At 66.8% G+C, this 19,670-nt stretch carries 16 protein-coding genes and 1 pseudogene; 10 read left to right on the forward strand and 7 right to left on the reverse strand.

Translation table 11 applies throughout. From position 1 onward, the window contains the following. A partial coding sequence (locus VET27_RS06110; protein WP_526516129.1) for a DNA polymerase IV occupies positions 1–1,233 on the forward strand: 1,233 nt, incomplete at its 5' end. Here VET27_RS06110 and VET27_RS06115 read toward each other — a convergent pair. Beyond that, complete coding sequence (locus VET27_RS06115; protein ID WP_526516131.1) at positions 1,215–2,126, reverse strand: asparaginase; 912 nt, start codon at positions 2,124–2,126, stop codon at positions 1,215–1,217. The two genes, VET27_RS06110 and VET27_RS06115, sit on opposite strands and share 19 nt — an antisense overlap. A gap of 41 nt (positions 2,127–2,167) precedes the next feature. Between VET27_RS06115 and lspA the strand changes: the two genes are divergently transcribed. The 6 genes and pseudogenes from lspA (at position 2,168) to dnaE (ending at position 9,791) form a co-directional block, all read left to right on the forward strand. After that, on the forward strand, positions 2,168–2,788 hold the full coding sequence (lspA, locus tag VET27_RS06120) for a signal peptidase II (RefSeq protein ID WP_526516133.1): 621 nt from the start codon (positions 2,168–2,170) through the stop codon (positions 2,786–2,788). Further along, positions 2,788–3,717, forward strand: coding sequence for an RluA family pseudouridine synthase (locus VET27_RS06125; RefSeq protein WP_526516135.1), 930 nt, complete (start codon positions 2,788–2,790; stop codon positions 3,715–3,717). The genes lspA and VET27_RS06125 overlap by 1 nt, the downstream gene beginning before the upstream one ends. After that, positions 3,714–4,655 carry an EamA family transporter RarD gene (gene rarD, locus VET27_RS06130; protein ID WP_526516137.1) on the forward strand — a complete coding sequence of 314 codons (942 nt, stop codon included), beginning with the start codon at positions 3,714–3,716 and terminating at the stop codon, positions 4,653–4,655. The genes VET27_RS06125 and rarD overlap by 4 nt, the downstream gene beginning before the upstream one ends. 280 nt (positions 4,656–4,935) lie before the next feature. Beyond that, positions 4,936–5,337, forward strand: a pseudogene (locus VET27_RS06135) (DUF6596 domain-containing protein). Positions 5,338–5,519: 182 nt separating this feature from the next. After that, positions 5,520–6,215, forward strand: a complete 696-nt coding sequence (locus tag VET27_RS06140; protein WP_526516139.1) for a TetR/AcrR family transcriptional regulator — start codon at positions 5,520–5,522, stop codon at positions 6,213–6,215. Between the two features lie 12 nt (positions 6,216–6,227). Beyond that, on the forward strand, positions 6,228–9,791 hold the full coding sequence (dnaE, locus tag VET27_RS06145) for a DNA polymerase III subunit alpha (RefSeq protein ID WP_526516141.1): 3,564 nt from the start codon (positions 6,228–6,230) through the stop codon (positions 9,789–9,791). A gap of 11 nt (positions 9,792–9,802) precedes the next feature. Here the strand turns inward: dnaE and VET27_RS06150 are convergent, their stop codons facing one another. Continuing rightward, positions 9,803–10,573 carry a hypothetical protein gene (locus tag VET27_RS06150; protein ID WP_526516143.1) on the reverse strand — a complete coding sequence of 257 codons (771 nt, stop codon included), beginning with the start codon at positions 10,571–10,573 and terminating at the stop codon, positions 9,803–9,805. A 29-nt stretch (positions 10,574–10,602) separates the two neighbouring features. On the opposite strand from VET27_RS06150, the gene VET27_RS06155 reads away from it, so the two are divergent. Next, complete coding sequence (locus VET27_RS06155; protein ID WP_526516145.1) at positions 10,603–10,998, forward strand: SRPBCC family protein; 396 nt, start codon at positions 10,603–10,605, stop codon at positions 10,996–10,998. On the opposite strand, the gene VET27_RS06160 is transcribed toward VET27_RS06155, so the two are convergent. Next, entirely contained in the window at positions 10,995–11,192 is a 198-nt protein-coding gene (locus VET27_RS06160; RefSeq protein WP_526516147.1) for a hypothetical protein, read from the reverse strand. The two genes, VET27_RS06155 and VET27_RS06160, sit on opposite strands and share 4 nt — an antisense overlap. An 86-nt stretch (positions 11,193–11,278) precedes the next feature. Between VET27_RS06160 and VET27_RS06165 the strand changes: the two genes are divergently transcribed. Together VET27_RS06165 and ilvA are read left to right on the forward strand one after the other, a co-directional pair. Beyond that, a complete protein-coding gene (locus tag VET27_RS06165; protein ID WP_526516149.1) occupies positions 11,279–11,716 on the forward strand; it encodes a nitroreductase family deazaflavin-dependent oxidoreductase in 438 nt (145 codons plus the stop codon). A 41-nt stretch (positions 11,717–11,757) separates the two neighbouring features. Continuing rightward, complete coding sequence (ilvA, locus tag VET27_RS06170) at positions 11,758–13,053, forward strand: threonine ammonia-lyase IlvA (RefSeq protein WP_526516151.1); 1,296 nt, start codon at positions 11,758–11,760, stop codon at positions 13,051–13,053. Here ilvA and VET27_RS06175 read toward each other — a convergent pair. The 4 genes from VET27_RS06175 to glgX all read right to left on the reverse strand — a co-directional run bounded on the left by VET27_RS06175 (position 13,050) and on the right by glgX (position 19,670). After that, positions 13,050–13,481 (reverse strand): hypothetical protein, encoded by a 432-nt coding sequence (locus VET27_RS06175; RefSeq protein ID WP_526516153.1) that lies wholly within the window; start codon positions 13,479–13,481, stop codon positions 13,050–13,052. The genes ilvA and VET27_RS06175 overlap by 4 nt on opposite strands. 65 nt (positions 13,482–13,546) lie before the next feature. Then, positions 13,547–15,280 (reverse strand): malto-oligosyltrehalose trehalohydrolase, encoded by a 1,734-nt coding sequence (gene treZ / locus VET27_RS06180; protein ID WP_526516155.1) that lies wholly within the window; start codon positions 15,278–15,280, stop codon positions 13,547–13,549. After that, positions 15,273–17,531, reverse strand: coding sequence for a malto-oligosyltrehalose synthase (treY, locus tag VET27_RS06185; protein ID WP_526516157.1), 2,259 nt, complete (start codon positions 17,529–17,531; stop codon positions 15,273–15,275). Before treY ends, treZ begins: the two co-directional genes overlap by 8 nt. A 3-nt stretch (positions 17,532–17,534) precedes the next feature. After that, the gene (gene glgX / locus VET27_RS06190; RefSeq protein ID WP_526516159.1) at positions 17,535–19,670 is read right to left on the reverse strand and encodes a glycogen debranching protein GlgX; all 2,136 of its coding nucleotides are present in this window, start codon (positions 19,668–19,670) and stop codon (positions 17,535–17,537) included.

A 19,670-nucleotide genomic window follows, 5' to 3' on the forward strand; every position in this document is an offset into this window, starting at 1 on the left:
GCCAGCTACGAGTCGCGGGTGTTCGGCGCCCGATCGGCCATGCCGATGCATCAGGCGCGCCGACTGGTCGGCACGTCCGCAGTCGTGCTGCCTCCGCGCGGCGTCGTGTACGGGGTCGCCAGCGGAAGGGTGCTCGATACCGTCCGCTCGATGGTGCCGGTGCTAGAACAGCTGTCGTTCGACGAGGCGTTCGGCGAGCCGACCGAACTCGTCGGGGCCGACGCCGACGACGTCGTGCGGTTCTGCGAGGAGTTGCGCGCTCACGTGCTTCGCGAGACCGGTTTGATCGCCTCCGTCGGCGCCGGTTCGGGCAAGCAGCTCGCCAAGATCGCGTCGGGGCTGGCCAAACCCGACGGCATCCGCGTCGTCCGCCGCGACGAGGAACGCGCGCTGCTCGCCGGGTTGCCGGTGCGCCGGTTGTGGGGGATCGGGCCCGTCGCCGAGGAGAAGCTCCACCGGCTGGGGATCGACACGGTGGGAGCCCTGGCGGCGTTGAGTGGTTCGGAAGTGGCCGACATCCTCGGCGGGACCCTGGGGCCCGCGCTGCACCTGCTGGCGCAGGGCATCGACGACCGCCCGGTCGCGGAACGGTTGAGCGCCAAGCAGATCAGCGCCGAATCGACGTTCGCAGAGGATCTGAGAACGCTGGATCAGTTGCGCGACGCGACGGTCCCGATCGGTGAGCACGCATACCAGCGCCTGGAGCGCGACGGCCGCGGCGCTCGCACGGTCACCGTCAAGCTCAAGAAGTCCGACATGAGCACGCTCACGCGGTCCGCGACCCTGCCCTATGCCACCGCCGACGCGGCGACGCTGATCGGCACCGCGCGCAGGTTGCTGCTCGATCCGGTCGACATCGGACCCGTCCGGCTGGTCGGCGTGGGCTTCTCCGGGCTGTCGGACGTCCTCCAGGAATCGCTGTTCCCCGACCTCGACCAGACCCTCGACGCGTCGGACAGTCATCAGGTCGGCCCGGTTGGCACGCCCGCCGACCCGAGCGCGGCCTGGCGCATCGGTGACGACGTCGCTCATTCGAGCCTGGGGCACGGTTGGGTGCAGGGCGCGGGGCACGGCGTCATGACGGTGCGCTTCGAGACACGCGCCAGCGGACCGGGACAGGCGCACACCCTGCCGCACGACAGCCCCGAGGTCGTGCGAGCGAACCCGGTCGACAGCCTGGACTGGCCCGACTACGTCGAAGGGCTCACGACGGCCTACGAGGGCGCTCCGTAGGCGCGAAACACGTCCGCGACGGGCGTGCCCGCCGCCAACGCCGCCATCAGGAGCACACGGGCCTGTGGTGGGGCCAGCCGTGGCGCCACCACGGCACCCGCGTCGACCAGCATGCGGCCCGGCCCGTAACCGACCGTGACGCGCGCTCCGGGCACCCGGGTCGAGATGACCACCTCGACCCCCGCGGCACACGCCCGGCTGACGCCGTCGATGACCGCGGCACCGGCGTTCCCCGAGCCCAGCGACTCGAGGACGATTCCCGTGGCGCCCGCCGCGACGCAGGCGTCGATGGCCACCGCATCGCTGCCCGCGTACGTCGCGACGACGTCAACCCGGGGTCCCCCCACGGCGGACAGGTCGCCGAACGAGATGCGCTGCCTACCCGTCGGCGCCACCTCTACGCCGACGAAGCCCGCGCCGGTCTTGGTCAGTCCCAGCGGCTGCCACACCGTGCCCGCGAGGGTGACGACCACACCGATCTGCCTGGCGTCGGCGCTCGCGGCCAGGGTCAGCGCGTCGCGAAGGTTCGCTGGGCCGTCGGCGTCCACGGCATCGGCGCTTCGCATGGCCCCGGTCAGCACCACGGGCATGTCGCCGCCGTATGTCAGGTCCAGCCACAGCGCCGTTTCCTCCATCGTGTCGGTGCCATGGGTGATCACCACGCCGTCGGCCCCGGCGAGCGCCGCCGACGCCACGGATGCGCGCATCCGGTCCCAATCGGCGGGTGTGAGCTGGGAACTGTCCACGGCCAAGAGGTCGACGACCTCCACGTCGACGCGAGTGTCGAGGCCCGCCGTCAGGTCGCTGCCGGTCCGTGTAGGGCGTGCGACGCCGTCGACGCCGGTGCTGGTCGCGATGGTGCCACCGGTGGTGACGACGACTACGCGGCTCATGCGGCGATTGTTCACCATTGGCGCTTTGGGATGATGGTCGAGTGACTGACGAATCAACGGGGTCGGCCGAGCCCGTGACTGCGGGCGACGAAACCGATCCGCCGCCGCCGCGGCGCCGACTGCGCCTGTTGCTCTCGGTCGCTGCGGTCGTCCTGCTCCTGGACGTGGTGACCAAGGTGCTGGCGGTCAAACTCCTGACGCCGCAGCAGCCGGTCTCGATCATCGGCGACACGGTGACCTGGACGCTGGTGCGAAATTCCGGCGCCGCGTTCTCGATGGGCACGAGCTACACCTGGGTGCTGACACTGGTCGCCACTTGTGTCGTCATCGGCATCATCTGGATGGGGCGGCGGCTGGTGTCGCCGTGGTGGGCACTCGGCCTCGGCATGATCCTCGGCGGTGCGCTGGGCAATCTCGTCGACAGGTTCTTCCGCTCGCCAGGCCCGCTAAGGGGCCACGTCGTCGACTTCCTGTCGATCGGGTGGTGGCCCGTGTTCAACGTGGCCGATCCCGCGGTCGTCGGCGGGGCGATCCTCCTCGTGGGCTTGTCGCTGTTCGGATTCGACTTCGATGCCGAGGGACGTCGTCAGCCCGACGACGCGCAACGCGCCGCGTCGGAGGCCGCCGCGACGGAGGAATCCGAAGATACCGAGCGCGACTGATGACGACCCGGTCGATGCCGGTTCCAGAGGGACTCGCGGGTATGCGGGTGGACGCCGGGTTGGCGCGCCTGCTCGGCCTGTCCAGGACCGCAGCCGCGGCGCTGGCCGAAGACGGCGGCGTCGACCTCGACGGAACTCCGGCCGGTAAGTCGGAACGCCTCGTCGCGGGAGCTTGGCTCGAGGTGCGCTTGCCGGAAGCGCCTGCACCACTGGACAATCCGCCCATCGACATCGAGGGCATGACGATCCTGTACGCGGATGACGACATCGTCGCCGTCGACAAGCCCGCGGGCGTCGCCGCGCACGCCTCGGTCGGATGGACCGGCCCGACGGTGCTGGGCGGACTGGCTGCCGCGGGTTTCCGGATCACCACCTCGGGAGTGCACGAACGCCAGGGCATCGTGCAGCGTCTCGACGTGGGTACGTCGGGCGTGATGGTGGTCGCCATCTCCGAACGGGCCTACACCGTGCTGAAGCGTGCGTTCAAGCAGCGCACCGTCGACAAGCGGTACCACGCGCTGGTGCAGGGACATCCGGACCCGTCCAGCGGCACCATCGATGCGCCAATCGGGCGGCATCGAAGCAACGACTGGAAGTTCGCCGTCAGCGAGGGCGGCAGGCACAGCATCACCCACTACGACACCGTGGAGGCGTTCGTTGCGGCCAGCCTGCTCGACGTGCATCTCGAAACCGGCCGCACTCACCAAATCCGGGTGCACTTCTCGGCTCTGCACCATCCGTGCTGCGGTGACCTGACCTACGGCGCCGACCCGACCCTGGCGAAGAGGCTTGGGTTGGAACGCCAGTGGTTGCACGCCCGTTACCTGGCCTTCGCCCATCCTGCGGACGGTCGCCGCATCGAGATCACCAGCCCGTACCCGGCGGACCTCCAACACGCGCTGGACGTGCTGCGCCACCACGAATCGTGACCGGCACGCCGGACGCCGAGTCCCGCCGCCGCTCCGGCGTTCTGGCCGGCATCGGCGCCTACGTCTGGTGGGGCCTGTGCCCCGGATTCTTTCCGCTTCTGCTGCCAGCCGGCTCGTTGGAGGTGCTGGCGCACCGAATCGTGTGGAGCGCGCTGAGCCTTTTCCTGGTGCTGATCGTGGCGCGTCGCCTCGGGGATCTGCGCAGGCTCAGCGGTCGCACCTGGCTGCTGCTGTTGGCGGCGTCGGCCCTGATATCGGTCAACTGGGGCATCTACATCTGGGCGGCGACCAACGGCCACGTCGTGGATGCGGCATTGGGGTACTTCATCAACCCACTCGTCACGGTGGCGCTCGGCGTGCTGGTCTTCCGCGAGCACATCGGGCGTTGGCAGCTGGTCGCATTGGTGCTCGCGGTGATCGCGGTGGTGGTGCTGACGGCGGAGGTGGGTGCGCCGCCCTACGTCGCCGCCGGGCTTGCCGTGTCGTTCGCGCTGTACGGGCTGGTCAAGAAGGTGGTGGTGGCGGACCCGCGGGTCAGCGTCGCCGTGGAGACGTTTCTTGCGCTGCCGTTGGCCGGCGGATACCTCGTCACGCTGCACATGATGGGCCACGGCCACTTCGTCGGCTACGGTACGGGACACACCATTCTGCTGGTGTTGGCGGGTCCGGTGACCGCGATTCCCTTGCTGCTCTTCGCCGCGGGTGCGCAGCGGCTACCAATGATCACCATGGGGCTGCTGTTCTATCTGAATCCCGCGCTTCAGATGGCTTGGGGCGTCCTGGTCGGGCACGAGCCGATGCCGGTGGGTCGCTGGATCGGCTTCGCGTTGACTTGGGTCGCCCTCGCGGTGATGACCGTGGGCTCGATACGGAAGAGGTCGGCTCGACCGATTTCGGAAACCGTCGAAACGGCCGCACCTGAATCGTCATCACGGTGACGAGCTCGGGGTGAGCTCGTGACGACACGACGCGAGGACGACACCATGCGCTACTGCCTGCTGATGCAATAGAAAGAGGGATCGTCGCTGGGCCTGACGGAGGAGGACATGGCGCCCGTGATGGCGGCCTTCGCGGCCTACGCCGACGACCTGTCCGCCGCAGGGGTGCTGATCAGCACTGACGTGAGCACACCGCTGGATGGAATCGACTGGGGTGCACAGGAACTCGACGTATCCGACATTCCCGATCGCCGCGGCGTTCGCCGTCGAACCCGCAGCGATGGCGCAGCGCCTGGTGCGGGCGAAGAGGCGCATCCGAGATGCCGGGATACCGTTCGTGCTGCCGCGCCGCGAGCAACTCTCTACACGTTTACCCGCGGTGCTGGAGGCCGTGTACGGGGCCTACGCGGTCGACTGGCAACTCACACCCGAGGGCACGCCGATCGAGTCGGTTTCGGCCGAGGCGTTGCACCTGGCACTGACCTTGACGGAATTGTTGCCGGGCGAACCCGAGGTATGAGGACTGGCGGCATTGCTCTTCCTCGCGGAAGCTCGACGCGCGGCCCGACGGGACGCCGACGGATGCTTCTTCCCGCTCGACGAGCAGGACCCCGCGCGTTGGGATGATCGGCCGCGGCGAGGCGCTGCTGAGACGCGCGCACGGGTACGGCGCACCTCCTGACGGTGGCGGGACGGACGGACGAGGCCGCGGCGGCGTACCGCGTCGCGCGTGCCCTGACATCCGACCCCGCCGTCGTCGATTATCTGGACAGACGTTTGCGGGAAGCGAACATTTGACCCGGTCATGGCAATGCAATACGGTTTGCCAGCATGGCGCAATGTGACGATCGGCCGAGGACGGCTGTGCGTCGCCGCGGCCGTCCCGCCAACTCCGATTCCGCGGAGACGCGCAATCGGATTCTCCGGGCGTCACGGCAGGTCATCAACGAGCACGGGTACCAGGCCGCTACCTTCCAGGCGATCGCGTTGGCCGCCGGCTTGAGCCGCCCGACACTGCACTATTACTTCTCCTCGCGCCTGGAGATCTTTCAGGCGCTGATCGCCGAGGCGAGCGGGGTGATCGCCGACCTGATGGCCACGGCTCAGCAGCCGAAGACCTTGGTCGAGCAGTTCTCGGCCCTGGTCTCGGCGGTCCAGGAAGCCGACTTGCGCGATCGCTCGCAGATTGCGTTCCTGGTCAGCGCCCGCCTGGAATCGGCCAGGCATCCCGAACTGCGCGCCCACGCCGGCATCGGCGTGCAGGACTTCCTCGTGACACTCGTCGGCGACGCGAAGGCCCGCGGCGAGCTTTCCGAGGACACGGCCGTCGCTCCGGTGGTCGAGATGTTGCACGCGATGTTCTTGGGCGTCGGCTTCTATGCCGGATTCGTCGCCGACGCCGCTGACGTTTGCCTGGTCACCAAGCAACTCGACCGCGTGGTCTCGCACGGCTTGTTAGCAGGCATAGTGGCCGGGGAAGTCGAAGACATCGGGGAGCTCCAGCCGACTCGCTGCGACACGAACGGCGACACGCCGAGCACCGTCGGAGGGCGGCAATAGACTGGCGGGCCCATGGCTGATCCGTCTGCTCTTCGCGCAAGCGCTCATCGCGCGTCGTTCGTTCACCTGCACAATCACACCGAATACTCGATGCTCGACGGTGCCGCGAAGGTCAAGCCCATGTTCGCCGAGGCGCAGCGGTTGGAGATGCCCGCGATCGGCATGACCGACCACGGAAACATGTTCGGAGCCAGCGAGTTCTACAACGCGGCAACCGATGTCGGGATCAAGCCGATCATCGGGGTAGAGGCCTACATCGCGCCGGCGTCCCGGTTCGATACCAAGCGCGTCCTGTGGGGTGATCCCAGCCAGAAGTCGGACGACGTCTCGGGCAGCGGTGCCTACACCCACATGACGATGGTCGCCGAGAATGCGACGGGTCTGCGCAACCTCTTCCGGCTGTCGTCGCTCGCCTCGTTCGAAGGCCAGCTGGGCAAGTGGTCGCGCATGGACGCCGAGATCATCGCCGAGAACTCGTCGGGCATCATCGCGACCACCGGCTGCCCGTCCGGCGAGGTGCAGACCCGGCTGCGACTGGGCCACACCCGGGAGGCGTTGGAGTCAGCGGCCAAGTGGCGTGACATCTTCGGGCCGGAGAACTACTTCCTCGAGCTGATGGACCACGGCATCGAGATCGAGCGTCGGGTCCGTGTGGGCCTGCTGGAGGTGGGCCGCAAGCTGGGCATCCCGCCGCTGGCCACCAACGACTGCCACTACGTGACGCGGGAAGCCGCCCACAACCACGAAGCGCTGCTGTGCGTGCAGACCGCCAAGACGTTGACCGATCCCACGCGATTCAAGTTCGACGGCGACGGCTACTACCTCAAGTCCGCGGCCGACATGCGCAAGATGTGGGACGACGAGGTGCCGGGCGCCTGCGACTCGACGCTGCTGATCGCGGAGCGCGTGCAGTCCTACGCCGACGTGTGGACGCCGCGCGACCGGATGCCCGTCTTCCCCGTCCCCGACGGCCACGACCAGGCGTCCTGGCTGGGCCACGAGGTCGCGGCCGGGTTGGCGCGGCGCTTCCCGGGCGGCGTGCCGCAGGAGTACGTCGACCGCGCCGAGTACGAGAGCAAGGTCATCTGCGACAAGGGCTACCCGTCGTACTTCCTCATCGTCGCCGACCTGATCAACTACGCCCGCTCGGTGGACATCCGCGTGGGGCCCGGCCGCGGTTCGGCGGCGGGTTCGCTGGTCGCCTGGGCACTCGGCATCACCAACATCGACCCCATTCAGTACGGGCTGCTGTTCGAGCGCTTCCTCAACCCCGAGCGTGCGTCGATGCCGGACATCGACATCGACTTCGACGACCGTCGCCGCGGTGAGATGGTGCGCTACGCCGCTGACAAGTGGGGCAGCGACCGGGTGGCCCAGGTCATCACCTTCGGCACCATCAAGACCAAGGCGGCGCTGAAGGACTCGGCTCGCGTCCACTACGGCCAGCCCGGCTTCGCCATCGCCGACCGCATCGCCAAGGCCCTGCCTCCGCCGATCATGGCGAAGGACATCCCTCTCTCGGGTATCACCGACCCGACGCACGAGCGGTACAAGGAGGCCGCCGAGGTTCGCAGTCTGATCGAGACGGATCGCGACGTGCAGACCATCTACGAGACCGCGCGCGGTCTGGAGGGCCTCGTCCGCAACGCGGGTGTGCACGCCTGCGCCGTGATCATGAGCAGTGAGCCGCTCGTCAACGCGATCCCGCTGTGGAAGCGCGCGCAGGACGGGGCCGTCATCACCGGCTGGGACTACCCGTCGTGTGAGGCCATCGGCCTGTTGAAGATGGACTTCCTCGGTCTGCGCAACCTGACGATCATCGGCGACGCGCTGCAGAACATCAGCGCCAATCGCGGCATCGAACTCGATCTCGACGACGTGCCCCTGGACGACCCGGCCACCTTCGAACTGCTCGGTCGCGGCGACACGCTCGGCGTGTTCCAGCTCGACGGCGGACCGATGCGCGATCTGCTGCGCCGCATGCAGCCCACCGTCTTCGAGGACGTCGTCGCCGTCATCGCCTTGTATCGGCCCGGCCCCATGGGCGTGAACGCCCACAACGACTACGCCGACCGCAAGAACGCACGACAGGCCATCAAGCCGATTCACCCCGAACTCGAGGAGCCGTTGCGCGAGATCCTTTCGGAGACCTACGGCCTGATCGTCTACCAAGAGCAGATCATGCGCATCGCGCAGAAGGTGGCGGGCTACTCGCTCTCCCGAGCAGACATCCTGCGCAAGGCCATGGGCAAGAAGAAGCGCGAGGTGCTCGACAAGGAGTACGAGGGCTTCTCGGAGGGCATGAAAGCGAACGGGTTCTCGGCCGCAGCCGTCAAGGCCCTGTGGGACACGGTGCTCCCGTTCGCGGACTACGCATTCAACAAGTCCCACGCCGCCGGCTACGGGCTGGTGTCCTACTGGACGGCGTATCTGAAGGCGAACTTTCCGGCTGAGTACATGGCGGGGCTGCTGACCTCGGTCGGGGACGACAAGGACAAGGCTGCGGTGTACCTGGCGGATTGCCGCAGGCTCGGCATCACCGTGCTGCCGCCCGACGTCAACGAGTCGGACCTCAACTTCGCCTCGGTGGGAACCGACATCCGCTTCGGGTTGGGCGCGGTCCGCAACGTCGGATCCAATGTCGTTGCCTCGCTTATCAATACCCGCAGCGCCAAGGGCAAGTACACCGACTTCTCCGACTATCTGAACAAGATCGACGTCACCGCCTGCAACAAGAAGGTGACGGAGTCGCTGATCAAGGCAGGAGCATTCGACTCCCTCGACCACTCCCGCAAGGGCCTGTTCCTCATCCACACCGATGCCGTCGACTCGGTGCTCGGCACCAAGAAGGCCGAGGCCATGGGCCAGTTCGACCTCTTCGGGGGCGCCGACACCGCGACCGATGCGGTGTTCGCCATCAGGGTGCCGGAGGACGAGTGGGAGGACAAGCACAAGCTCGCCCTCGAGCGAGAGATGTTGGGGCTCTACGTGTCCGGCCATCCGCTCAACGGCGTTGCCCATCTGTTGGCCGCCCAGGTCGACACCCCGATCCCCGCGATTCTCGACGGTGACGTCCCGAACGAGGCGCAGGTAAGGGTCGGTGGCATCCTGGCGTCGGTGAACCGGCGGGTCAACAAGAACGGGATGCCTTGGGCCTCAGCGCAGTTGGAGGATCTCACCGGTGGCATCGAGGTGATGTTCTTCCCCCATACGTACTCGACCTTCGGCGCGGAGATCGCCGACGACACCGTCGTCATCGTCAGTGCGAAGGTGAACTCGCGCGACGACCGGCTCTCGTTGATCGCCAACGACCTGGTGGTGCCTGACTTCTCGAATGCGCAGGCCGATCGACCGGTGGCCGTGAGTCTGCCGACGCGCCAGTGCACGGTCGAGAAGGTGGGCGCGCTCAAGCAGGTGCTCGCCAACCATCCCGGTACGTCGCAGGTGCGGTTGCGACTGATCAGCGGCGACCGCATCACCACGCTCGAACTCGATCAGGCGCTGCGGGTGACGCCGTCGTCCGCGCTGATGGGTGATCTCAAGGCGCTCCTGGGTCCCGGCTGCCTCGGGGGCTGAGGAGCTCCGCATCAACCCAGGACGTTGACCGCGCGAGCGATGACCAGCGCGATGGTCGTCATCGAGACCAGCGACTGGACCGTCATCATGCCCTTGGCCCAGCGTGCCAACGGCATGGTGTCGGTGGGGGAGAACGCCACCACGTTGGTGAAGCTGACGTAGAGGTAGTCGACGAACGTCGGTCGCCAGTCCGGTCTCGCCTTGTCGGGATCCGACATCTGCGGGAACAGGAAGTCGGGGTACGGGTGCTTCCCGGCGCCCCGCGCGAACGGACCGCCACGGTCCAGTTCCCAGTACCAGATGCCGAAGGCGATGACGTTCGTGACGAAGATGGCCGCGCCGCTGCCGAGCAGCACGGCGGCGTTGTTGCTCACCTCGCCGCTGAGAATGCGTTTGGCCAGGATGACGGCCGACGCGGTGTTGTCGACGGTGATCGCCGCCGTCAGGACGAGGCTGGCCCATTTTCCGATGGTGGTCGGCCGCGATAGCCGGACCGGGTTGATGAGGAGCATCACCAGCAGCAGGAGCAACTCCATGATGATCAGCGGCCACCGCGGCAGCACCGTGTACTGCAGCGGGATCGAGCGCTGAATGACGATGACCGCGAGAATCGCGATCAGCACGGGCCAGCGGTTCTCCGGATCTCCGGGTCGAAGCCACGATGGCACGCGGTGTTCGGCGTTGGCGGCGAGGTGCTCGGCCCGTTGCACGAAGGCCTCGACTTCCTTCGGGGGCTCGGGAGTTTCGGTGTCACGCTCTTCGCGCGAGCGCTGATCGGCCATCCACCCAGTGTGTCCGTCACCATGGAGGAATGACCGACGACACGACCGACGGGCGCGCCCCGTCCCGACACCTCAGCCAGTGGATCGATGCGCAGGCTGCCACTGTCTATGCGTTCACCAGTGATCCCCGCGAGCTGCCGCGGTGGGCGGCAGGGCTTGCCGATCCGGCACTCGCGGACGCAGATGTGCAGTTCTCGCCTCGGAATGAGTTCGGGGTCCTCGACCACGTCGTCCGGCTACCCTCCGGCGACGAGGTCTACAACCCGATGCGAGTGATACCGGCGGGAACGGGTGAGCGCGGGTGCGAGGTGGTCTTCACTCTGCGGCGGCGTCCAGAAGTGACCGATGAGGAGTTCGAGGCCGACGCCGCAACGGTGGCCGCCGACCTGGATAGCCAGCGCAGGCTGGTGCAGGCCTCGAGTTAGACGTCTGAGGAGCTGAACAGGCCGAGGCCGAGCCAGACGATCAAAGCGGCGGCCCCTCCACTGAGCACGGCTGGGCCTGCGCTCATGGTCACGATTCCCACGACGGCGAGAACCAGCGTTCCGACCGCGAGGGCGATCAGCTTGTACGCGGGCCACGGAACGCCTGCGATGCGGATTTCCGTCGATGGGGTCATGCTTTGACGATAGCTCGTAACTTCGATTTCGGGTAGCCGAAAGACCGATTCCGGGCCCACGTGTTGTACCCGTCATATGTTGGGGGATGCCTTTGATTGGAGATTACGGACCGAGCACGTCGGACTGGGCCTGGGAGAACGCCGAGACCTTCGTGGCATCCGGTGGCACCGAGGGGACGGAACTGAAGGGTCGGCCCGTCATCCTGCTCACCACGATCGGGGCGAAGACCGGCAAGATCCGCAAGACACCACTGATGAGGGTCGAACCCGACGGCGAGTACGCCGTGGTCGCTTCCCTCGGCGGTGCCCCGAAGCACCCCGTCTGGTACTTCAACATCAAGGCGCATCCGGAGGTCGACCTACAGGACGGCCCCGTCACCGAGGACTACGTGTCGCGCGAGGTCTTCGGCGACGAGAAGGCGCTCTGGTGGGAACGCGCGGTCGCGACGTGGCCGGACTATGCCGACTATCAGAAGAAGACCGACCGTCAGATCCCGGTGTTCGTGCTCACGCCCAAGGGCTAAACCCGTTTCGCTGTTGGACGGGCGAGTGGCACCATTGACCGGTGTCCGCCGAACTGAGTCAGACCTCTCGCCGTCCCGCGCCGCTCGGCGCCTCGGACATCGATGAGGCCGCTCAGCGAATTTCGAAGGTCGTCAGGCTCAGCCCTCTGCAGTTCAGCGACCGGTTGTCCGCAATGACGGGTCTTCAGGTCTACCTCAAGCGGGAGGATCTGCAGGTCGTCCGCAGCTACAAGCTGCGCGGGGCGTACAACCTGCTGATGCAGTTGACGCCCGACGAGATCGCGGCGGGCGTGGTCTGCTCGTCGGCGGGCAATCACGCCCAGGGATTCGCGTTGGCGTGCCGCTCGATGCGGATCCACGGCCGCGTGTACGTTCCGGCCAAGACGCCGAAGCAGAAGCGCGATCGGATCCGCTATCACGGCGGCGAATTCATCGAGTTGATCGTCGGCGGGGCGACGTACGACATCGCGGCGGCCGCCGCACTCGACGACGTCGCGAGGACCGGGGCCACGTTGGTCCCGCCCTATGACGACCTGCGCACCATGGCGGGCCAGGGAACGATCGCCGTCGAGATCCTTCAGCAGCTCGAGGCCGAACCCGACCTCGTCATCGTTCCGGTCGGTGGCGGAGGCTGCATCAGCGGCATCACCACCTATCTCGCGGAGCGGACCACCAAGACCTCGGTGCTCGGAGTGGAGCCCGCCGGCGCCGCGGCGATGGTGGCGGCGCTCGCCACCGGCGAGCCCGTCACGCTCGACCACGTCGACCAGTTCGTGGACGGCGCTGCGGTCGCGCGCGCCGGCGCCCTGCCGTACGCCGTGCTGTCGGCGTCCGGGGACATGGTGTCGATCACCGCGATCGACGAGGGTGCGGTCTGCACCGCGATGCTCGACCTATACCAGAACGAGGGCATCATCGCCGAGCCCGCGGGTGCGCTGTCGGTCGCGGCGCTCATGGAGGCATGTTCCGAGGGAACCGTCGAGCCGGGATCGACTGTCGTGTGCCTGATCTCGGGTGGCAACAACGACGTCTCCCGATACAACGAGGTCCTCGAACGCTCCCTGGTGCACCTCGGCCTCAAGCACTACTTCCTGGTGGACTTTCCGCAGGAGCCGGGCGCCCTGCGCCGCTTCCTCGACGAGGTGCTCGGGCCGGGTGACGACATCACCCTGTTCGAGTACGTCAAGCGCAACAACCGCGAGACCGGCGAGGCGCTGGTCGGGATCGAACTGGGATCGGCCGCGGACTTCGAGGGTCTGATGGACCGGATGCGCGCCTCCGAGATGCACGTGGAGGCGTTGGAGCCAGGCTCGCCGGCGTACCGCTATCTGACCTAGGCCGGCTCGACGAGGACGAGGTGCTCGTCGTTGGCGCGGAAGATCGGCTCGATCGGTACCCCTAGCTCTGCGGCGGTCTGGTTCAGCACGGACGACCATCGCCGGTCGGCGTCGGAGATCGCACCGACACCCGGTCGGGTCAGCAGGAAGGCCACGGTGGTGCGACCGTCTCCCTTGGTCAGGATCTCGCGCAAGGCTGCCATGAGATCGCTGATCAGGCCGCGATCGGGTCTCTTGGGGATGGGGACGTCAGTGAGCACCTTGACCATGCGTCGGTCCGGATCCACGAAGACGAATCGCAGCAGGCGTTCCCCGAATCCCAAGCGGCCCATGACCGCTCGCCACCGCTGCTGGAGGTCGGCGGGAGAATGGATGGGGTCCGTGGCCGTTTCAACGGGCGGGATGGGCAGGAATTCTCGAGTCGTCATTCGACGAATGATCGAGGATCATCCGAACCCGGCAACGAGTTGTCCACAGCGGGTGCGGCTGTGGATCAGCGTTTGACAGCACGCAGAATCGCGAACGAATACCCCTGCAGCGTGGTCGATTCACCCACCGTCGGTTCGTCAGAGGCCAGCATCACGTCACCGGCGACGGGCACGGTGACCGCATTCTCGCCGAGGTTGCACACGATGGCGAAGGCACCGCGGTGCAACGTGATCCAACGCTGCGACTCGTCGTAGTCGATGCGCATGTGATCCAGCCACGGGTCGGCCAGATCCGGCTCGTCGTGGCGCAACGCGATCAGCGCGCGATACAGCTCGCGCAGTCGCGCGTGATGGCCGATGTCGATCTCGTCCCACTTCAGCTTGGAGCGCGAGAACGTCTCGGGATCCTGAGGATCGGGAATCTCGTCGGCATCCCAGCCGTGTTCGGCGAACTCCGCCTTGCGGCCCTCGGCGGTCGCTCTCGCCAACTCCGGCTCGGGATGTGAGGTGAAGAACTGGAACGGGCTCGACGACGCCCATTCTTCGCCCATGAAGAGCATCGCCGTATAGGGCGAGCCGAGGACCAGTGCGGCCTTGACGGCGAGCTGCCCGAAGTTCAGATTCTGCGATGGTCGATCACCGAGCGCGCGATTGCCCACCTGATCGTGATCAGAGGTGTAGGCCAGTAGCCGGGTGGCGGGGATCGTAGCAGTGTCCAGCGGTCGGCCGTGCCGCCGATGCCGGAACGACGAGTACGTACCCGCGTGGAAGTAGCCGTTCTTCAGGGTGTTGGAGAGCGCTTCCAGCGAGCCGAAATCGGAGTAATAGCCTTGCCGCTCACCGGACACCGCCGTGTGAATGGCGTGATGGATGTCGTCGTCCCACTGCGCGGTCATGCCGTATCCACCGCGGTCGCGCGGCGTGATGAGCCGTGGATCGTTGAGGTCGCTCTCGGCGATGAGCGACAGCGGCCGCCCCAATTGCTCAGCGAGGGTCTCGGTTTCGGTCGACAACTCCTCGAGGATGTGAATTGCCGTGTGGTCGGCCAGTGCGTGCACGGCGTCCAGACGTAGACCGTCGGCGTGGAAGTCCCTCATCCACCGCAGCGCACAGTCGAGGATGTACTGGCGGACCTCGTCCGCGCCGGCGTCGGAGATGTTGATCCCCTGCCCCCAGCCGGTGTTGGCCTCGGTCAGGTAGGGCCCGTACCTCGGTAGGTAATTGCCCGACGGCCCGAGGTGGTTGAAGACCGCGTCGATCAGGATCCCGAGACCGCGAGCGTGACAGGCGTCGACGAGTCGGACCAATCCGTCGGGCCCACCGTAGCTTTCCTGAACGCTGAACCACAGCACGCCGTCGTATCCCCAGCCGCGCGTGCCGCTGAAGGAGTTGACCGGCATCAGTTCGACGAGGTCCACGCCGAGATCGACGAGGTAGTCGAGCTTTTCGATCGTCGAATCGAAGGTGCCCTCGGCGGTGAACGTGCCGACGTGCAGCTCGTAGATCACCCCACCCTCGATCGACGTGCCTGCCCAGCCGGAGTCGGTCCACGCCACGGTCGACGGATCCCACAATTGCGACAGCTCGTGCACACCATCGGGCTGGCGCGGCGAACGGGGGTCCGGCAGTACAGCCTCGTCGTCGTCGAGGACGAAGCCGTACCGGCTGTCAACCTTTGCGTCCACGACCGCGCGCCACCAGCCGTCGTCGGACGGTGTCATGGGGTGAAGCGTGCCGTCGACGTCCAGCTGAACGCGGTCGGGCTTGGGTGCCCAGACGGCGAATTCGTGATCAGGCAAGGGTGCGCTCCAAGAGTGCCGCGGGCAGGTCGGCGAAGAGCTCCGCCGCGCCGGCCCGGCCGCTGAACGTCCGACCGGTCAGGCGGTCCACCCACTCACCGTCGGGCAGGGGGAGCGACGTGTCGTCCCAACCGGTTTCGGAGAGAGTCACCGTCCACCGTTGGACGGCCACCAGCACGTCGTCGCCACGGAGGAAGGCGACCAGGTGCCGGGCGGCAGCGCCCTCGGCGAGGACGGGGGCGTACCCCCCGGCGAGGTAGGAGTCGGGACGATCTGCGCGTGAGTGCAACGCGGCAGTGACGATGCGAATCTTCGCTTCGCTCAACGTCTTCAGCTCGTCGCGTCGCGCCTGGTAGTCGACTGGGCGGCGATTGTCGGGGTCGACGAGGCTGTCGTCCCACAGCTCGGTGCCCTGATACACGTCGGGAATGCCGGGCACCGTCAGCGAGAGCAGCTTCTGTACCTGCGAGTCGCTCTGCGCGTGCACGTCCAATTGCGCGACCAGGCTGCTCATCTCCACCGCGACCGGGCCGTCGATCAGCTCGTCGAGCCAGCGATGCACGGCGGCCTCGAACTCCTCGTCGGTGTCGTTCCAGCTGGTGTGCAGCGCGGCTTCCCTGATCGCCTTCTCTGCGTACGCATGGAGCCTGGTCCGCAGTGCGTCGGTCACGGCGCCGTCCGCGGGCCACACGCCGAAGGCGTTCTGCAATAGGAAGGATCCGGTCGCTGCGTCCGGCGGCGGGGTCGTCAGCGTCCAGGAGGACAGCAACTCGGCCCACAGGCCGGGCACCTGCGACAGCCCGCCGATCCGCGCGCGCACGTCCTCGCTGCGCTTGGTGTCGTGGGTCGACAACGTGACCATTGCCGACGGCCAATGACGCGCCCGCACCGCCGTGCTGTGGTGGAACTCCGCGGCAGTGACGCCGAAGCGTTCCGGTTCGCCACCGACTTCGTTGAGGGAAACCAGTCGGGCATCCCGGTAGAACAGGCAGTCCTCGACCGACTTGGCGGTGACGGCGCCGCACAGCTGCTGGAGCCGGGTGGCGGGTTCGACGTGGTTCAACGCGGCGGCGACGAGCACCAGGGCCTCGCTCAGATCGGGCTCGGCAGAGGCAGTTTCGGCAAGCGCCGTCGGCATCACGGCGGCCAGCCCGCGGTAGTCGGACCGGTACACCCCGATGTGCGACAGCAGGGCGGCGACGGCGTCGGGCAGTCTGGGGTGGTCGGCGCCGACGGCCGCCACGATGGCCCGGCGCGCGCGAGCGAGTTCGCTGGCCAAGGTGTCGGTGGCGGTGGCGACCTTCAGACGACGGATCGTCGATTCGAGCGGCTCCTGGTCGCCTGCTCCGGCCGGGTCGACCAGCACACCACCGATGTCCCGCAGCGCGTCGTAGCCCGTGGTGCCCGCGACCGGCAGAGACGGTTCGAGGGTCTCGTCGGGCGCGAGGATCTTCTCGATGACGATCCAGGCGTCGGGGCCGGCGAGCTCCCGCAGCCATTCGAGATAACCTGCGGGATCGGACAATCCGTCGGGATGGTCGATGCGAAGTCCGTCGACGAGGCCTTCGGTGAACCACCGCTTGACCTCCACGTGGGTGGCGTCGAAGACGGCCCTGTCCTCTTGGCGCAGTGCGGCCAGGGAGGTGATCGAGAAGAACCGCCGGTAGCCGCACACGTTGTGCCGCCAGCCGATCAGCTTGTAGTGCTGGCGGCTATATACATCGGCGGCAGTCCCGGCGCCGGTACCCGGCGCGATCGGCCAGATGCGGTCGCCGAGCCGCAGCACGTCCCCGTCGACGGTCAGATCGTCGAGATCCCCGTCGTCGCCAAGAACCGGCAGAACGACGCGGCCGTCGGGGTCCAGCGTCCAGTCGATGTCGAAGAACGACACGTAGGCCGACTCACGACCATTCATGAGAACGTCCCACCACCAGGCGTTCTCCGTCGGATCATCGACTCCGACGTGGTTGGGCACGATGTCGACGATCAGTCCCATGCCACGTGTGTGCGCCGCTTCCGCGAGCGTGGCCAATCCCTCGGCACCGCCGAGTTCGGCCGACACCGATGCCGGATCGGTGACGTCGTATCCGTGCGATGAGCCGGTGGCGGCGGTCAGGATGGGCGACAGGTAGAGGTGCGAAACACCAAGGTCTTGAAGGTAGTCCAGTTGATTGAGCGCGTCAGCGAACGTGAACGCCTGCCCGCTGGCTTGGCCGCGCATCTGCAATCTGTACGTCGATAGGATCGCCACGGGTCAGACCGTCTTCCGGAGGAGGATGATCGACCGACCCTGAACCGAGAACGTCTCGCCGGCGTTCACCACCAGATCGCTGCTGCCGGTCGACTCTGCCGAATCGAGCTCGGCGGTCCATTCAGCGGCGTAGTCGCCTTCTGCGGCAACGAATTCGACGGGGTCGGAGTGCGCGTTGAAGCAGAGGAGGAAGGTGTCGTCGACCACCCGTTCACCGCGGGCGTTCGGCGCGGGTATCGCGTCGCCGTTGAGGAAGACGGCCACGCACTGGAAGCCCGAGTTCCAGTCGTCCGGCGTCATCGGCACCCCGGCCGTGGTCAGCCAGGCGATGTCGCGGATGTCCTCGTCGCCGTTGCGGGTCAGCTTGCCGTCGAAGAAGCGACGGCGCCGAAATACGGGATGGTTCTTGCGCAGCGCGGTCACCGTGCGCGCGAACGTCATCAGGTCGGCGTTGGTCTCGCACAGCGTCCAGTCCATCCATGCGATCTCGGAGTCCTGGCAGTACACGTTGTTGTTACCGCGCTGAGTGCGTCCGAACTCGTCCCCGTGACTGATCATGGGGGTGCCCTGGCTGACCATAAGCGTCGCAAGGATGTTGCGCATCTGCTTGGCGCGCAGCTTCAGGACGTCGGGGTCGTCTGTGGGGCCTTCGACGCCGCAGTTCCACGACCGGTTGTGGCTCTCGCCGTCCCTGTTGCCCTCGCCGTTGGCTTCGTTGTGCTTCTCGTTGTAGGACACCAGGTCCGCCAGCGTGAAGCCATCGTGGGCGGTGACGAAGTTGATGCTTGCGCTCGGTCGGCGGCCAGTCGCCTCGTAAAGGTCGGATGAACCGGTCAGCCGCGAGGCGAACTCGTTGAGTGTTGCGGGTTCTCCCCGCCAGTAGTCACGCACAGTGTCGCGGTATTGCCCGTTCCACTCGGTCCACAAACCAGGGAAGTTTCCGACCTGATATCCGCCCTCACCGATGTCCCACGGTTCGGCGATGAGTTTCACCTGGCTGATCACCGGATCCTGCTGCACCAGATCGAAGAACGCCGACAGGCGGTCGACGTCGTAGAACTCGCGGGCCAGCGTCGACGCGAGGTCGAAGCGAAAGCCGTCGACGTGCATGTCGATCACCCAGTACCGCAGCGAATCCATGATGAGTTGAAGCGAGTGCGGGTGGCGCACGTTGAGACTGTTGCCCGTCCCGGTGAAGTCCTTGTAGAGCTTGAGGTTGCCGTCGAGCAGGCGGTAGTAGCCCGCGTTGTCGATACCGCGGAAGTTGATGGTGGGGCCTAGGTGATTGCCTTCAGCGGTGTGGTTGTAGACGACGTCGAGGATGACCTCGATGCCTGCCACGTGGAAGGACCGGACCATGTTCTTGAACTCGGCGACGGCGCCGCCCGCGCTTTGATTCGCGGCGTACTGATAGTGCGGGGCGAGAAACCCGAAGGTGTTGTAGCCCCAGTAGTTTCGCAGACCCAGATCGAGCAGCCGGTGATCGTGCATGAACTGGTGTACCGGCATCAGTTCGATCGCCGTGATGTTCAGCGACTTCAGGTGGTCGAGGATCACGGGGTGGCACAGCCCGGCGTAGGTGCCCCGCTGATCCTCGGGGATGCCCGGATGGGTTTGGGTCATGCCCTTGACGTGTGCCTCGTAGATCACGGTTTCGTGGTACGGAGTGTTGGGCGCGCGATCGGAGCCCCAGTTGAAGAACGGGTTGATGACGACGCTGGTCATGGTGTGACCGAGCGAGTCCACCATGGGCGGCGTGCCGGTCGCCGTCGGATCGTTCTTGGCGACGGCGAGGTCGTAGGAGAACAGGGCCTGGGTGAAGTCGAAGTCCCCGTGAAACGACTTGCCGTACGGATCGAGGAGCAGCTTCGAGGGATCGCACCGGTGCCCCGCGTCGGGATCCCATGGGCCGTACACCCGGAAGCCGTAGCGCTGTCCCGGCGTGACGGTGGGTAGGTACGCGTGCCAGACGTAGCCGTCGACCTCGTCGAGGTTGATGCGCTCTTCGCTACCGTCCTTGTCGATCAGGCACAGTTCGACCTTCTCGGCCACCTCCGAGAACAACGAAAAGTTGGTGCCTGCACCGTCATAGGTGGCACCCAGCGGGTACGCGGTGCCGGGCCAGATCGCGAAGACCAC

The sequence above is a fragment of the Mycobacterium sp. genome, assembly GCF_035633495.1.
Classification (GTDB): Bacteria; Actinomycetota; Actinomycetes; order Mycobacteriales; family Mycobacteriaceae; genus Mycobacterium.

Bases quoted from the DNA above. Each gene is read 5' to 3' on its own strand.
- VET27_RS06125 (WP_526516135.1), top strand. From the start codon at position 2,788: ATGACGACCCGGTCGATGCCGGTTCCAGAGGGACTCGCGGGTATGCGG.
- VET27_RS06155 (WP_526516145.1), top strand. From the start codon at position 10,603: ATGACCGACGACACGACCGACGGGCGCGCCCCGTCCCGACACCTCAGC.
- VET27_RS06150 (WP_526516143.1), bottom strand. From the start codon at position 10,573: ATGGCCGATCAGCGCTCGCGCGAAGAGCGTGACACCGAAACTCCCGAG.
- dnaE (WP_526516141.1), top strand. From the start codon at position 6,228: ATGGCTGATCCGTCTGCTCTTCGCGCAAGCGCTCATCGCGCGTCGTTC.
- VET27_RS06165 (WP_526516149.1), top strand. From the start codon at position 11,279: ATGCCTTTGATTGGAGATTACGGACCGAGCACGTCGGACTGGGCCTGG.
- VET27_RS06160 (WP_526516147.1), bottom strand. From the start codon at position 11,192: ATGACCCCATCGACGGAAATCCGCATCGCAGGCGTTCCGTGGCCCGCG.
- VET27_RS06115 (WP_526516131.1), bottom strand. From the start codon at position 2,126: ATGAGCCGCGTAGTCGTCGTCACCACCGGTGGCACCATCGCGACCAGC.
- VET27_RS06175 (WP_526516153.1), bottom strand. From the start codon at position 13,481: ATGACGACTCGAGAATTCCTGCCCATCCCGCCCGTTGAAACGGCCACG.